Consider the following 15,432-nt stretch of genomic DNA (forward strand, 5'->3'; position numbering starts at 1 on the left):
GTGCGCCTGACAGTATGCGGTAGGTCTGGTCTGAAAAGGCTATGCCTGCTTGCGCCAAGATACGTATTTTAGTAATAAATCCAGCAGATAAGTTGGTTTAATAATGAGGTCAGCTCAGTTTTATTTTTCGTACCGGTTTTACCTAATATTATTTTTATACGCTGACGAGCATGTTCATAGGTAATGCCGATCATCTCTGCGGATTCGATTAAACTAAACCCCTTTGCCAACAGATGGCAAAGCTTTGCTTCAGTATCAGTGACCTTGTAAAGGTTCTTTAATAGATTAATATCCAGTTCTCCTTTGTGAAGGCTGGCATCTATTATTGAAATTAAAATTAATGCAGGTGTATTTAACAAAGGCTTGCCGAGATCTCTACTTACTCGAGTGAATTTTATAATTAAATTCTTAAAACCCCACTGTACCCCAAGCATCTGCGGCGGACCAAGCGGCGAGCCATTTAGCACTCTAACTTTCTCGGCGACAATATTATTCAATGCATTATTTCTAAAACTGATAATCCCCTGCCGACAGCGAACGAAATCCCCTTGAGAAATAAACGCCTCAGCGCGAAGATTCATTTCAAAAAGCTTCATTTTTTCATCAACGACGAGCGACGCGTCCGCTAAAGATAAGGAGATCGCCGCTTCCGCGGCTACACGCTGCCGTATATTACTCACGCGCTTCTCCGCTGCGAGAACTCTTAATAACGGCATCTTAATGGCGGATAACAACCGGAAACAATGTGAATCGAGCATCCTGCTGGCGTTTAACGAGTAATTGAAACAAAGGAAAAAGTTATCCTGCGGCCCAACATCTATTTTTATACCGGCCCAGGCAATGCGCTTTCCTAACTTGGCATGATAATCGCAGTAATATTCGGTATTTTTAAACGTATAAGCCGGCATTTCCTTCTCGGAAACAAATACAGTTCCGCTGGGCCTAGCGGTAAGAATCGGGGCCCACGGGTTAATGCTGATATAATAACGCCTATAGCTATCCGCGATTGCATCATCAACGCCATACCAGCTAAGAGTCAGCGCCTTACTGGCGGATGGCTCATGGTGAACTGAATGCAATGAAGTGCCAGGAATGATTTCAGCCATCCTCTTTAACACTTCCTCCCAGGTAATTTCTCCCCACGCCGCACTTTCCAGTATATAAGCTATTTCAATCACGTCATCGTCTAATGATTGTTTTTTCATTTCAAATTCCTCCACAAACCGAAAGGTAAAATGCAAAAACATTCTCACTATTCCTGCTTATAAGATTTTATTTAACCACTCCCAATTGGGAGGTTTTAATACAGAGACTTATATGCAAAATCAGCAAAAAAACATAACGAGTACATGCAGCTGCAACATATTTACAACGGTAACGCCAACGACATGCGCAAGCGAAAAAATAGAAAATCAGGAAAGATAACTGATAGCACAGATTAAATATATTTCAACTTTCGCTCACAATTTGGGGCAATGACAACACTAACATTTGCCATATTCCGATATGGCGATTATCGCCGTTCTGACGCCCAACGCGTTTTTCACCTTACGCTGCGGGCAAAAATGTCAGGATGCGGACGCGCGGTGAAATCGCGCATTTGATCATCGGTTTCAACGGGTAAAAGTATTCGGCGGGGAGAATGGAAAAGAAGAAAACATGGCGCGGAGAAACGATGAATATCTGACTGTGGATGCCAGGTCATTTGCGCCGGCCGTCGCTGAGCAACGCTCTGACTCGCCGGCGTTGCAACCGCGCCTGATAAAAAGTTTCGCGGGGTCTTAATGTGAGCCGCTGTTGGTCAAATCAGCGCTCGCAAAGAAAAATCACGCTGAGGAATAGATAGGAAAATGACAGGTTCAGCTTTTAATCATCATTTTTTTAACTTGGGCATCAATTATTTACATGAATTAATTAAAGTACGGCAAGATAGAGTCCTTTATTTGGATTTTTCCCGGAAGAATTTCAAAGAGTTTTCATTAAAAATTCTTTTGTTATACGTTTCTGCCGGGAAAAAAATAACGCTTTTTTGCGATGATCACACGCTTCCTGTCGCATTATATCTTCGCAAGATATCAAACAATATCTTCATCGTAAGAATAACAGCGGGAGACGCCGTCTTATTGAATGACTTACGGTTAGTAGCTAAAGGTAAACAACCCGTCATTCCTGAAGAAAACGAAAAAAACAGCTTAACAAGGAAGGAGTTCAACCTCTTGGACAAAATCTTGTGCGGTAAAAGCATCATTTCAATCTCGAAAGAGAATATTGAGCCAAAAAAAACAATTTACTCACGCGTCCGGAGCATTACCAGAAAGATGAAAGTAAAAAAAATTGCAATGCTGATTATTTAATTAATCAGTCTGCAAGAACTTAGGAAAACCTCCTAAGAAGTTAATGAAATACCATATTAAAACTCAATATCGGTCTCAAATAAAAAGGAAGTCCCAATGAAAAAATTAGTTTTAGCTACATTAACCGCCTCATCATTCATTAGCTTCGCTGCCTTAGCCGATGTCACGGCGTCCGCCACGGCAAGCTGGGATGCGAGCGCGACCAAAGACACGACCAGCACTTTGGTCGTCACCCCGCTTAAATCGCTGACCTTTGAATACGCGGAAGGCATCCAGGCTTTTAATACCCAGGACGGCGCTTTCGATATCACTATTCAAGGTCAGTCCGGCGCAACCGACTTTACTCTGACGTCCCAGATTGTCAGCAATACCCTGACGCGCAGCACCGATGCTTCCACGCTGGACGTAGGCGTCGTCTGGAACGGCACCGCCCTGTCCAACAGCAGCGCAACAACGCTGATCGACACGGCCAACAGCGTTTCTTCCGGTCTGGAATCGTTGGCGGTAAGTTCGGCTTACGCCGGCAGCGATCGCGCCAGCACCCAGGGCGCCTTCACCTTTTCCATTGATTCCGCCACTTCCGACGGCTCCACTGCGGCCTCCTTCGCCGATCTGGCGGACGGCTACTGGAGCGGCGACGTGAAAGTTCAATTTACCGCTAACTGGACGATTTAATCGCTCCTGGCGCACAGCGGCTGAACTGGCGCGATTTTAATACTGTTCAAGATTAAAGAAGGGGCTTCCCCTTCTTTAATGGGGTTTTTTATTTTATGAAAAGATTCTTTATTTTCTCCTGGCCTGTTTTAGCCCTGCTGCCTTTTATGGCCCAGGCGGTCAATGTTGGCAAAGTGACATCTATGATGGCGCCTGATGAATTCAGCCTGTCAAAAGAGATTACCAACACGACCGATTCCGCGCGCTTTGTCAGCGTAACGGTTTACCGCATATCTTCCCCCATGGCCGAAGGCGTCATTATTCCGATGGAAAGCAAAGCGGAATTGTTATCAACCCCTTCAAGCCTGATCCTGCCAGGCAATGCCAAAGATAATTTCCGTTTTTTTTATAACGGCCCTACTGACGACAAAGAGCGTTATTACCGGCTTTCATGGACGGATGAACCCATTACGGAATCGGGACATACGCAAAAAAGCAAACAAGGCCAGGCCACGACGTCCGCCGTTATCAATACCATATTAGTCGTGGGGCCGCGTAACGAAAATTTCGATTTCAAGCGCCAGGGCGACACCATATATAACAGCGGCAATGCGGCATTCCGTGTTATTTCATTTGGCGCATGTAAAGACAAAAAACAGGATCAGGGCAAAGGATGCCGGGAACGGTATTACATCATGCCCGGAATGAGCGTCAAAATAAAATATACCGATATTATGGACCAAAAAACACGCATCGGCATTTGGCATGGCAAGACATATATAAATGTAAAATAAAAGAGCGGAACATGGATAAATTGACTGGTTGCATAAAAGCGGCGGCGATGGGCGTTCTTTTTATTTCTTTTTCTTCGGCCGGCACAGAGAAACGAACATCGATAAGGCTGGGCGAATTTATCATTCCCGGCATATTCGCCAATGCGCTGTATCAGGGCATGAGTGTTCCGGTTTTTATTAAATACAGCGGCGATGCAGAAAATAAAAAAAGCCAACAAAAGATCGCTGACGCCGCGATCGCTATTGACGCAAACGGTCTTTTTATCCGTGAAGTGACGCTGGCGGATCTGCCGAATAATACCGAGTTGTCCCCCGCGACAAAATCAATAATCACCGGGCTAAAGGATAAGCATTTTACCGAGGGCGCCACGTTGCGACTGGGTGAGGACGCTACCCTCCGTCTGGATATCAAGTCATTTTATCTTGAGCTGATGGTCAACCAGCAGGCGCTGGCGGCTTCTATTATTCCACGCAGCAATTTGCTCGGCGAATCGACGTCGACCAATCTGTCCTCAGTGCTGAATTATACGGTAGGCAGCTATTACAACACATATTCCAACCGCAACAACGGCAGCAGTTTTATCACGCTGGATAGCACCACCTCGCTGAGGGAGAGCCACGTCAACCTCAATGGCTCCCTGTATGGATTGGGAACCGGCGACACCAGCAGCAACCTTTATCGCGCCATGTACGAGCGCGACTATGAGGGACGCAGGCTGGCGCTGGGCATGGTCGATACGTGGAATTTACAGTCGATCGCCAGCATGAGCGCCCTGAACTCCAGCAGAATCTATGGGCTAAGCTACGGCAATAAAAGCAGTACGCAGATTGAAGACAATACGCTGTCATTAACGCCGATCACCGTATTCTTGCCAAGCGCCGGCGAAGTGCACGTTTATCGTGAAGGCCGTTTGCTCAGTATTCAGAACTTCGCCATGGGCAGCTATGAAATCGATACCTCCCGGCTGCCGTTCGGCGTCTACAACGTGGATGTGCAGGTGGTGGTCAACGGCAAACAGGTCAGCAGCCGCATCGCCCAGATCAACAAAACCTTCTCCAGAAAAAGCAGCCTGACCGGACAGGTAGAGTGGCAGGTCTTTAGCGGCATGTTGCAATATCACCGTATGGACTACCGCCGCACTATTGAGAGAAACCTAGGCAAGAAAGAGACCTGGCTTGCCGGCGGCGCGGCGGCGCTCACCTTGCCTTACCTATCGGGAGTATCGCTAAAATCCACGCTTTACGGCTTCGATCATACCGGGGTGAACGAGAGCGAAGCCAACGTTTCGCTCAATGACGCGGTCAGTTTTAACCAGCAATTTATGGCCGCTACGGATTCTTCCTGGAAAAGCATCAGCACGCTTAACCTGAGCATACCTGACGGCTATGGCTCATTATGGGGCTCCCGTGAGTTTAGCCGCATCGGCGATAACTTGCCGATTGAAAAAGGCGATTTTTACTCCGTCGGCGCCACGCTAAACCTAAGAAAGATGACGCCGTATCTGGGCAGTCTATCCCTTAGCAGAACCGTTAATCATTATACCGGCAACCAGTATACCAACGCCGACTACAGCCAGACGCTATACAACACGCGCTACGCCACCATTAGCGTGCGCGCCGGCATACAGCGTTATTACTACAACAATAGCAATGACGACGGCCTACAGGATAAATACGTCAACATTGAGCTATCCATGCCGCTGGCGACCTGGCTCAGCGCGGGAGTATCGAGCGAAAACGGCAATATGCTGGCCAATGCCAGTATCCGCAAACGCTTTGACGACAGCGTCATCACCAACGCCGGCGCGTCGTTATCCAAGCGGATCAAAGGCGGCGGCGACGACAATAGCTATACCGCGGACGAATATTCGCTGAATGGCTTCGCATCTTACGATACCAAATATAATGCGGGCACGGTGGCGGTGACGCATACCTCGGAAAATAGCACCAACCTGAGCCTCAGTTCGCAAGGTTCGGTGGCCTGGTCAGGCTGCGATGTGGCGCTCAGCAAAGACAGCCAGCGTTCCGGCGTGCTGGTTAATACCGGCTTCGCGGAAAAAGGCACGGTTGCGGCGCAGGTCAATGGACGCACTTATGCTCTGTCCGGTAAATCCAATTTTATCGCCCTCCCCCCTTACGCAAAATATAACGTTGAATTAATGAACGATAAAAACTCCGAAGACAGCGTGGATATCGTCAGCGGCCGCAAAAACAGCGTCGTGCTTTATCCCGGCAACGTCAGCGTCGTTAACCCGGAAATAAAACAGTTGGTGACGGTATTCGGCCGTATCCGCCATGCCGACGGCGCGCTGGCGGTGAATACCGATATTCATAACCATATTGGCAAAACGCAAACCGATGAGAACGGTGAATTTGCCATGGATGTGGATAAAAAATTTCCATTCATCACCCTGCGGGAAAAAAACGGCGGCGTTTGTGAGGCCGAACTCAATTTGCAGGGCGCAAGAGGCGCCGTATGGCTCGGCGATATTCTCTGCGCCCGCCAAAATCAGACCGCGCGGCAGGAAGAAAAGGAGAGTGAACATGTTTATTAAACTATGCCGGACGCTGTTTTTATTGTTCTGTCTGGCGCACGGCGCAGGAGCGCTGGCCGCGACCGCATCCAGCAGCGGCTCCGGCAGCAATACCTACCTGTTTATCGAAAATAATATCGATGGCGAATATGTCGTTACGCCGGGCGCCCTCGATCCGCGCTTTTCCGGTGCCAATGTCTGGACCAAATACTCGACCAACCAGACCAGCCTGGGCTATATGGGCTATGTCGGCTGGGTATCCGCCAATTCCTACTATGATATGTGGATCGATAACTCCCCCATCGCCGAGCCGTTGCGCGGCATACGCTGCATGACGTCCGGCAGCACCTGTCCCGCCGTCGGCTATATCGCCGGCGCGGCGAGCGACGCCAACGGCTTTTACCACGCGCTGGCCGGCAGCAGCGTTTATAACGGCAGCTACGGCTTCGCCTCGTTTTCGCCCGCGGCTTATGAGTATTTCAGAGAAAAATCCGTCGGCTCCAGCGATAGCTTTACTCTGAACTGGTGCTATACCACGACCGATTACGACTATGCGTCGGGCGTGCGGTGTAAAGATCTGACCAGCAACGCGACATGGCGCTACTACACGCTCACGGCCACTAAAGTCGGTCATTTAACGCTTAACAGCACCGGCGCCCTGTCTGAAATCTGGGTGGCCAGCGACGGCACCCCAAGCGTCAATAGCGGCAACGACATGTGCAGCGTCGCCTCCGTCGGCGGCACATCCGGCGTCATATGCAAAATGGTGTCTTATTCTTTGCAGCAAACCCAGCGGGTCACCGCCTCATTAAATTTCAGAATGGTGCTGGATACCGCCACATTAGGTTTTACGCCGGCCGCCTCCACGGTGAGATACAGCGGCGACGGCGCCACCTGGTACAACTACAGCGCCAGCACGACATACAGCAACGTGTTTAACACATCGGGCAACTATGTTTACGTATTCCTCTCCAATACTTTTTTTAACAATATTCTCAACAATGGCGTAACCATTACTAATAATAACTCGCTGTTTACCTTTTATTTTACCAACGCGCTGACGCCGGAATCCGGCTATTACCAGTTTACGGCATCCAATGCGTTCAACATCACTCCGAAAGAGTACAGCATCAGCATTGTCGCCACGGATGGCTCAGCCGCTCCGAGCGCATCGGGAACCATCGGCAGCGGCTCGCCGATAGCGTTTGACTACAAGGTCACCACTTCCGCCTCGCGGCAGGCGGACGCCATTAGCGCGCAGGTAACGGGCAACAGCACTACCCTTAACGGCATCCCCTACTGTTTATTTACCTCGGAGGACGGCGAGGTAAACGTACCGATCCCGGCCTATCTGTCTTATGTGGCGTCAACGGGCGCGACGGTAAGAAGCCGCAACAGCTGTAGCGAAGCGGCGATTGATATCACCGGCGCCAACTGGACGCAAACCGCCTGGAATGCGGCGGTCGACGAAGGCTACTACTTCACCGCCACGCTGCGGCTGCTGTTTCCGATGAACGATACCCGCTCGCTGTATACGGTAAACGGGGATGAATGGGCCGGTACGGTCAGCGCCAGCGGTGAAGTGAAGGTCAGCGCAACCTGGATCGGCGTTGATCAATAAACCGCCAGCCGGAGGACGAATGACGTCCTCCGCCGTACCAATTGAGAGCATACCGTGACCAGATACATGACCTTAGCCCTGTTGTGGCTGTTTTCAGCCGGCGTAAAGGCGGTTTATTTTGATTCCATTATTTATGAGATGCCGGCGGATAGGGACTTTATTTCCAAACAGCTTTTTAACGACACGCAAAGAAATAATATCTACACCATTTCCGCCTACCGGATAGACCGCCCCGGCGCAGGCGGCGAACGCCGGTTGCCGATGGAAAATGGCGAACTGCTTTATGCGCCGCTGAAGTTCTCCGTCGCCGCCAACGGCAAAGAGTACTTTAAAATTTTTTACCGCGGCCCGCGCGACGATAAAGAGCGCTATTACCGCATAACCTTTAAAGAGTCGCCGATGACGTTATTCCCGCTTAAACCGGAGGCCCGAAAGACCTATATCTTCCCCGTCGTCGCCATGAGCACCATTCTGGTGGTGCGGCCCAGAACGCTGCATTTTTCCTATCGGCTGGATGAACAAAGCGGAACCTTGCAAAACAACGGCAATACGTTCTTTCGCGTGATCATCCAAAAAGGCTGCAACGGCGATGATGAAAGTTCAACCCAGTTTTATATGCTGCCCGGCGAAAGTTATAAAAATAAAAATCTCAGCGCCAAAAATAAGAAATATTTAGTGGCGCTGGAGAAATATATAAAATTGGGAGAAAACTGTTTTAATCATCCACCGCAATAAAAATCAGATAATGAGATATTGCCGGCCGGTTATGCCGGCAATATCCCAGTTCTCTCATTACCGCGCCAAATACCGATATTTTCATTTTCCCTGTCGCAGGCTTACGCCGTTATTTACTCAGTTGCGCCATGCCGTTGCATTTTTTGCAATAAGGCATGGCAAATTCTGATTTTGACAACATTGCCGGTGGGTTGATAGCTTGGAGCCATAACAATACAAGTCACTGATGACGCAGGATTTCACTATTTTGTCGTTGCAACCTGACGCAATTTGCCACGTTGCCCGCCTGCGCCGATAATAATTGGAATAAATGAAATGAGAATTGTCGTGGGAATAACGGGAGCGAGCGGTGCTATTTATGCCTATACGCTTATTTCCGCGCTCTATCAGCAATCCATCGAAATAGAAATTGTCGCCAGTAAAATGGGCTGGCAGGTTCTGGAATTCGAATGCGGCATATCCAGAGACGATATCGCCCAATTCGGTACGACGCACGATAACGACAATCTATTTTCCCCCATCGCCAGCGGTTCCTATCGGTGCGACGGCATGGCTATTGTCCCCTGTTCGATGAACACGCTGGGCGCGATGGCCAACGGCATGGGCGACACTTTACTGTTGAGAGCCGCATCGGTAACGCTCAAGGAAAGACGCCCGCTGTTAGTCGTTCCGCGCGAAACGCCGCTCAATATTATTCAGATCGACAACATGGCGACGCTTGCCAGAGCCGGCGGCATAATCATGCCCGCCGCCCCCGGCTTCTATTCCCGGCCCACCGAGATCTCGCAATTGGTCGGCGGCATGGTCGGCCGGATGCTGGACAATCTGGGAATAAACAATGATGTGGCTTCCCGCTGGAACGGGGGACAATGATGAGCCGGAAAGATCTGCGCGGCTTTCTCGCCACGCTTGAACAACATAACCTGCTGCGCCGCGTAACCCGCACCGTCAGCGCAGACCATGAAGCCGCCGCGCTCATCAAAAAGACCGACGGCAGGATCCCGCTCTATTTCGAACGCATAGACAATTACGCCACGCCGCTGGTGGCCGGGCTGGGCGGCACTAAACAGACGCTGGCGCTGAACCTTGGCGTTGAGCCGGAAGAACTGGTCGCCAAGCTGGCGTCGGCCATCGTCAACCCGATCCCGCCTAATCAGGTCGCGCAGGCCAGGGTGCAACAGAACGTGGTTAACGCGCCGTTCGATCTCGACGCCTATTTCCCGATTCTGCGCTATAGCGACCGGGATCCGGGACGTTTTCTGGTTTCCGGCGTAATGACGGCGACGGATATCAACGGCGCGAAGACGTACACCTCGATTCGCCGTATGCAGTATCTGGGCGGTAACCGCTGCTGCCTGCTGGTGACGTCCCATGAAATGAAACAGCAGATCCGTTATTACGAAAGCATACGCCGGCCAATGGAAATCGCCGTTATGTTCGGCGTCAATCCGGCGGTTATTCTGGCTTCCCAGATCAGCACGCATACCTATAACGTCGACAAACTGGCGGTTACCGGCTCCTTACTGGGTCAGGCGCTGGACGTGGTACGCGCCAAAACCGTCGATATCAATGTGCTGGCCGATGCCGAAATGGTGCTGGAAGGACGCCTCTACCCCTGGATAAAGGAAACGGAAGGGCCGTTCGGCGAACTCGCCGGCTACTACGGCGGAGTGTCCGAACAGCCGGTGGTGGAATTATCCGCTATGACATTCCGCAACAACCCAATAGCGCAAACCATACTGGCCGGAAGCTGCGAAGAAAAATTACCGGAAGCCGTCGCCAGAGAGGTCACGCTGCTGGCGGCGGTGCGGCAAACGGTGCCCGGCGTCACGGCCGTTCATATTTCGCTCGCGGCGGTAGGCCGCTTCCATGCGGTTATCCAACTCAATAAAACATCGCCGGGCGACGGTAAACAGGCCGTGCTTGCCGCATTCAGCGCCGACAAAGATCTTAAACACGTGGTGGCCGTCGACGGCGACGTCGACCTCTTTAGTGCGGAAGACGTCGAGTGGGCCATCGCCACCCGCGTACAGGCGGATATCGATGTCTTTATCATTCCCGGCGCCAATGGCTCGCCGCTTGAACCATCGCATCTTGAACGCGGCACGTCGGCCAAAATGGGCATTGACGCCACCTGTCCTCTCGGTAATACGGCGTATCAGCGCGTTTCCATTCCCGGCGAGGCTGAGATGAATATCTCTGACTACATTCATGACTAACCTGGGGGCAGCATTATGGCAGCTGTAGGCTTAATCGAAACAAGAGGACTGCCCGAAGCGCTTGAAGCGCTGGACGCCATGTGCAAGGCGGCGAACATCGGCATGATCGAAACCAAGCGCATTGGCGGCGGGCTGATCACGCTAATTGTAAACGGCGACGTCGCCGCGGTAAGCGCCGCCGTAGACAGCGGCGTTAGCGTGCTAAAGCACAACGGGGGGAGATTATTTGTTCCTGCGTGATCCCCAATCCGCATGCTGAATTATCGAAATACCTAACGGCGGGGGCGTCAATCAATGGATAAATTTGTCGAAAATATGGTGGCCAGCATACTTGGCCCCAGCGCAAAACAGGATGTCGTCATCTCCCGCCCGAACTATCAGCGCAGAAAGACGCAGAGCCGTCTGGTCGTCACCGAAATGACGCCGGAATCAAACGCGCCGCTGAAAACCGAAGCGGCGGCGGCGGATCCCTATCCCCCTATGCGGCGGGTTTCGCTGGCGGCGATGATCCCTTGTCAATCCGCCGATGAGGCGGCGCAACCGGCCGGCAAAGGGTGCCGATGTCAATCGCCGGGCGCCGTCTTTCATCAGGTGGACGATGCGCCGCGCGCCCTCGGCGAGGTACTGGGCATTCGCCTGCGCGGCGGCGAATCCGTCGTCAGCATTTCCGCGGCCTGTCCCGATACCGGGCGTCTGGTCGCCAGCGATGAGCTGCTGGTTCGTCACCATATCGGACCGGAAGTAATGACCTATGCGACCGTTGGCCAACGCGAGCTGCTTATCGCATTCGGCGCCGACGCCGCAACGGCGGCCGGGCTGCTGGACGAGCTGCGCGCGCTCTGGCAGGGGTGTTCAACCTGCGGACAAAGCGCCCTGTCGCCCGCCCCTTCGACCAAACTGCTCAATCACCTCGGCATCGCGCGCCGGGGCGCCATCGGCGTGGTGGAAGGCAATAGCGCCGCCGATGTGGCGGCCGCGCTGGGCGTTTATCTGAAAACCGATGCCAAAACGGACGTGCGGCTCATTAACCGCGCGGCGTTTCTTCACGGCGGCATCGACGCAGTGCGCAACGGCGTTGAACAACTGAATTCAATCATGGCGACAATGAAACGGTAAACGTTATGCAACGAAGAGCAATGGGATTCGTCGAAACAATCGGCTTCGCCAGCGCCATCGTGGCGGCGGACGTTGCCCTGAAATCGGCCGACGTCGCGCTGGTGAGAATGGAGTCGGTGATTGGCGTTGGCAAAAGCATCGGCGTAACGGTTTATTTCACCGGCGACGTCGCCGCGGTGCAGGCGGCCGTGGCTCGCGCCAAAACAGAAGTTGCCGCGCTTAACACGCTGGTTTCGGCTCACGTCATCGCCGGCGTCGATGCCGAGACGCAAGCAAAACTCATCCGCATTTAGTCACTATCACAGAGGGGAACACATTATGCAGGAAGCTTTAGGGCTTATTGAAACCAAAGGCCTGGTCGGCGCTATCGAAGCAGCCGATGCCATGGTCAAAGCGGCCAATGTCGAAATCACCGGCTATGAAAAAATCGGCTTCGGGCTGGTCACCATCATGATCCGCGGCGACGTCGGCGCGGTTAAAGCGGCGACGGACGCCGGGGCCGAAGCCGCGCGCCGCGTCGGCGAAGTCACGTCGGTACACGTTATTCCGCGTCCGCACAGCGAAGTGGAGAAAACGATTCTGGCCGGCCCGGCCGTCGGCGTCAAAGCGAAAACCGGCGCATAAGGCCGGCAGTCCGCCGATTTTACGCCGTAGCGTAAGTCGCGGTTTATCTGGAGTGCAATGGCGATGTCGTCAGTACTGGTGATCTATCAGCGAGGTTTGCACGCCCGCGGGCTGGACAGGATCCTCAGCACGCTGGGTCAGCTGCCGGTAAGGCTCTCAACCTGTACCTTTGAGGAAGAGGCAAACCAGTCTCAGCCGCTTGAACAGGATATCGAAGCGTTACTGGCGCGCACGGACCGCATCGTTATCGCGGGCGTCCCGCTAAATTTCCTGCGGCGGACGATCGACCTTGACGACCGCAATCCGCTGTCCGCGGTGGTTCTCTACGCCCTGGCGATGGGGATCGCCGTATCCGCGGTGCGCGAGGCGATCGATCCGCGGCTTTATCTGCCGCACAAAGGACAATCCTCCGTTCAGTTCGGCAGACGCATCGACGAGCTGTTGTCGGAGTTGGCCTCTCTCGGTATCCATATCGCGCCAGAATCGGCGCTGGCGTCCTTCGGTGCGCGCCGATTGGATCAAGGCATCGTAACGCTAAAGGATGTGCAGCAAGCGGCGGCCCAAGGCGGCGGCGAACTTGAAAATCTGGGCGGACGTTTTACCCCGGCGGCCAGAGATTGGCTGCGCGAATACGCCTTACAGCAAACGACACAGGAGAAGGTGTAATGAAGCTTGGATTAGTTATCGGGCAGGTTATCGCCACGCGCAAGGATCAACGGCTGGTGGGCTGCAAACTGCTTATCACGCAACCGATTCGTCCCGACGGCACCGCCGTCAGCGATCCGGTGGTGGCTATCGACCTGCTCGGCGCCGGCGAAGGCGACCGCGTGCTGTACGCGTCTGGTTCCGTCGCTTCCAGGGTGCCGCGCGATCCGTCCGCCCCGGTGGATGTCGCGATCGTGGGCATCGTCGATAGCGTCGATTACGCCTCGAATATCAAATAATGGGAGAAAAATAATGACGCAAGCCGCCTTTCTTGCCCGGCGGATGAGCTGCTATCGCCGCATGATAGACAAACTTCTGGACGGCGGACAGTACGCCGATCTGGTGCTGCGCGGCGGCACCGTCGTCAACGTGCTGACCAGGGAGCTTTACCAGGCCGACGTCGCGGTCGCCGGCGAATATATTCTGTTGGTCGGCGACTGCCGCGATCTTATCGGCCCCGCAACGCAGGTTATTGACGTAACGGGAAAATTCATCGCACCGGGATTTATCGACTCGCATATGCATTTTGAGAGCGCCATGCTCACCCTCTCCGAGTTTTCCCGTTTTTCCATCGCATCGGGAACGACCACGCTATTCGCCGATCCGCACGAAATCGGCAACGTCAGCGGCATAGCCGGAATCGAGGCCATGCTGGAGGAAGCCGCCAATCTGCCGAACCGCGTATTGTTTACCGTCCCCTGCCTGACGCCGGATATTCCCGGTTTTGAAACCGCGGGCAGCGAAATCACCTCGCGTAATCTTGCCGCCCTTATCAAACACCCGCTGGTGCAAGGGCTGGGGGAAATGCAGGGCTTCAGCAGCGTCCGTCCCGTTTATTCGCGCTCGCCGGCGATCGTCGACGATCTGCTATCGAGCGTCTTTCAAACTCACGAACTGCATAAAACGGTCGAAGGCAACGCGCCTTCGCTGTTCGGCGCCGAACTGGCGGCGCATATTCTGGCCTGCGGCGGGCGAACCTCCTGCCACGAAACCACCACCAAAGATGAATGCGTTGAAAAGCTGAGAGCCGATATCACCGTCTTTATGCGCGAAGGTTCGACGCAGAAAAACATGGCCGAGTGTATCAAGGCCGTGACCGAAGAAGGCATGGACTCAAGGAATCTGGTTCTGGTCAGCGACGACATGTTATCGGAGGATTTGGTTAAGCTCGGACACATGAACGAACTGATCCGGCGCACGGTCGCTCAGGACATCGACCCCGTGGAAGCCATTCAGATGGCGACCATCAACGCGGCGCGCCATTTCGGCCGTACCGACATCGGCTGTCTGGCGCCGGGCAAGGCGGCGGATATTGTCGTTATCCGCGATCTGCGCGCCATCGACGTCGAAATGGTCGTTATGGGCGGACAGGTGGCGGCGCAAAACCGCAAGCTGCTGATTGATATCCCGCGCTACGCCTACCCCGACGCAGTTAAATCCACCGTTAAACGCCGATCCGTCAAACAGGACGAACTCAAAGTGGCGGCCAGCGGCCACCGCGCCCAGGTTCAGGGGCTGGTTATCGTACCCGATCAGAATATTACCGACGCGTTCTCCGCCGCCCTGGCGGTGGAAATCGGCTGGGTTGTTCCCGATATCGCGCAGGACGTGCTGCCGATCGTCGTGGTGGAGCGGCATGGCCGCAGCGGCGCCATCGGCAAGAGCTTTGTCAAAGGGCTGGGCCTCAAAGAGGGAGCCATTGCGCTCAGCGTCGGCCACGACACGCATAATATCGTGGCGTGCGGCGCCGACTACGCCGATCTGTCCGTCGCCATCAACCGGGTGATTGCAATGCAGGGCGGCCTGGCGCTGGTCAAGGACGATAAGGTCGTCGGCGATCTGCGGTTGCCGGTAGCCGGCCTGATGACGGATGAACTCAGCGCCGAGGAGGTTACCGAGCGGCTGACCATGCTGGACGAAAAAGCGCGCGACGTCCTTGGCTGTCATCTGCATGCGCCATTTATGCACCTGTCATTCCTGACGCTGGTCACCAGCCCAAGCCGCAAGATCACCGACAAAGGGTTGGTCGATACGGAAAACTTGCAGCTAATTGATACGATCACGCATTAAGGAGCG

The 15,432-nt window shown here is 53.5% G+C and carries 14 protein-coding genes and 2 pseudogenes; 15 read left to right on the top strand and 1 reads right to left on the bottom strand.

Going from position 1 to position 15,432, the window contains the following annotated elements:
• Positions 1–68 precede the first annotated feature (68 nt).
• A complete protein-coding gene (locus HC231_RS12190) occupies positions 69–1,205 on the bottom strand; it encodes a helix-turn-helix transcriptional regulator (RefSeq protein WP_208226917.1) in 1,137 nt (378 codons plus the stop codon).
• 645 nt (positions 1,206–1,850) lie between these two features.
• On the opposite strand from HC231_RS12190, the gene HC231_RS12195 reads away from it, so the two are divergent.
• The 15 genes and pseudogenes from HC231_RS12195 to HC231_RS12265 all read left to right on the top strand — a co-directional run bounded on the left by HC231_RS12195 (position 1,851) and on the right by HC231_RS12265 (position 15,426).
• Complete coding sequence (locus HC231_RS12195) at positions 1,851–2,354, top strand: helix-turn-helix domain-containing protein (protein WP_208226918.1); 504 nt, start codon at positions 1,851–1,853, stop codon at positions 2,352–2,354.
• Between the two features lie 96 nt (positions 2,355–2,450).
• On the top strand, positions 2,451–3,029 hold the full coding sequence (gene ecpA / locus HC231_RS12200; RefSeq protein ID WP_208226919.1) for a common pilus major fimbrillin subunit EcpA: 579 nt from the start codon (positions 2,451–2,453) through the stop codon (positions 3,027–3,029).
• A gap of 95 nt (positions 3,030–3,124) precedes the next feature.
• The gene (locus HC231_RS12205; protein ID WP_208226920.1) at positions 3,125–3,802 is read left to right on the top strand and encodes an EcpB family pilus assembly chaperone; all 678 of its coding nucleotides are present in this window, start codon (positions 3,125–3,127) and stop codon (positions 3,800–3,802) included.
• A gap of 11 nt (positions 3,803–3,813) precedes the next feature.
• Positions 3,814–6,357, top strand: a complete 2,544-nt coding sequence (locus HC231_RS12210; protein WP_246494474.1) for a TcfC E-set like domain-containing protein — start codon at positions 3,814–3,816, stop codon at positions 6,355–6,357.
• Entirely contained in the window at positions 6,347–7,957 is a 1,611-nt protein-coding gene (locus HC231_RS12215; RefSeq protein ID WP_208226921.1) for a fimbrial protein, read from the top strand. Before HC231_RS12210 ends, HC231_RS12215 begins: the two co-directional genes overlap by 11 nt.
• Before the next feature lie 82 nt (positions 7,958–8,039).
• A pseudogene (locus tag HC231_RS12220) lies at positions 8,040–8,692 on the top strand (fimbrial biogenesis chaperone); the annotation flags it as partial.
• Positions 8,693–9,007: 315 nt separating this feature from the next.
• A complete protein-coding gene (locus tag HC231_RS12225; protein WP_208226923.1) occupies positions 9,008–9,565 on the top strand; it encodes a UbiX family flavin prenyltransferase in 558 nt (185 codons plus the stop codon).
• Positions 9,562–10,911: a UbiD family decarboxylase gene (locus HC231_RS12230; protein ID WP_208226924.1), complete on the top strand. Its 1,350-nt coding sequence runs from the start codon at positions 9,562–9,564 to the stop codon at positions 10,909–10,911. Before HC231_RS12225 ends, HC231_RS12230 begins: the two co-directional genes overlap by 4 nt.
• Before the next feature lie 15 nt (positions 10,912–10,926).
• Positions 10,927–11,213: pseudogene (locus tag HC231_RS12235) on the top strand (BMC domain-containing protein).
• Positions 11,206–12,027: a hypothetical protein gene (locus HC231_RS12240; protein ID WP_208226925.1), complete on the top strand. Its 822-nt coding sequence runs from the start codon at positions 11,206–11,208 to the stop codon at positions 12,025–12,027. The pseudogene HC231_RS12235 and the gene HC231_RS12240 overlap by 8 nt, the downstream one beginning before the upstream one ends.
• A gap of 5 nt (positions 12,028–12,032) precedes the next feature.
• On the top strand, positions 12,033–12,320 hold the full coding sequence (locus HC231_RS12245; RefSeq protein ID WP_208226926.1) for a BMC domain-containing protein: 288 nt from the start codon (positions 12,033–12,035) through the stop codon (positions 12,318–12,320).
• A gap of 22 nt (positions 12,321–12,342) precedes the next feature.
• Positions 12,343–12,651, top strand: a complete 309-nt coding sequence (locus HC231_RS12250; protein WP_208231319.1) for a BMC domain-containing protein — start codon at positions 12,343–12,345, stop codon at positions 12,649–12,651.
• Positions 12,652–12,714: 63 nt separating this feature from the next.
• Positions 12,715–13,317: a hypothetical protein gene (locus HC231_RS12255; RefSeq protein ID WP_208226927.1), complete on the top strand. Its 603-nt coding sequence runs from the start codon at positions 12,715–12,717 to the stop codon at positions 13,315–13,317.
• Positions 13,317–13,595 (top strand): EutN/CcmL family microcompartment protein, encoded by a 279-nt coding sequence (locus tag HC231_RS12260; protein WP_208226928.1) that lies wholly within the window; start codon positions 13,317–13,319, stop codon positions 13,593–13,595. The genes HC231_RS12255 and HC231_RS12260 overlap by 1 nt, the downstream gene beginning before the upstream one ends.
• A gap of 13 nt (positions 13,596–13,608) precedes the next feature.
• Positions 13,609–15,426 carry an adenine deaminase gene (locus HC231_RS12265; RefSeq protein ID WP_208226929.1) on the top strand — a complete coding sequence of 606 codons (1,818 nt, stop codon included), beginning with the start codon at positions 13,609–13,611 and terminating at the stop codon, positions 15,424–15,426.
• Positions 15,427–15,432: the final 6 nt, after the last annotated feature.

The sequence above is a fragment of the Brenneria izadpanahii genome, assembly GCF_017569925.1.
Classification (GTDB): domain Bacteria; phylum Pseudomonadota; class Gammaproteobacteria; order Enterobacterales; family Enterobacteriaceae; genus Brenneria; species Brenneria izadpanahii.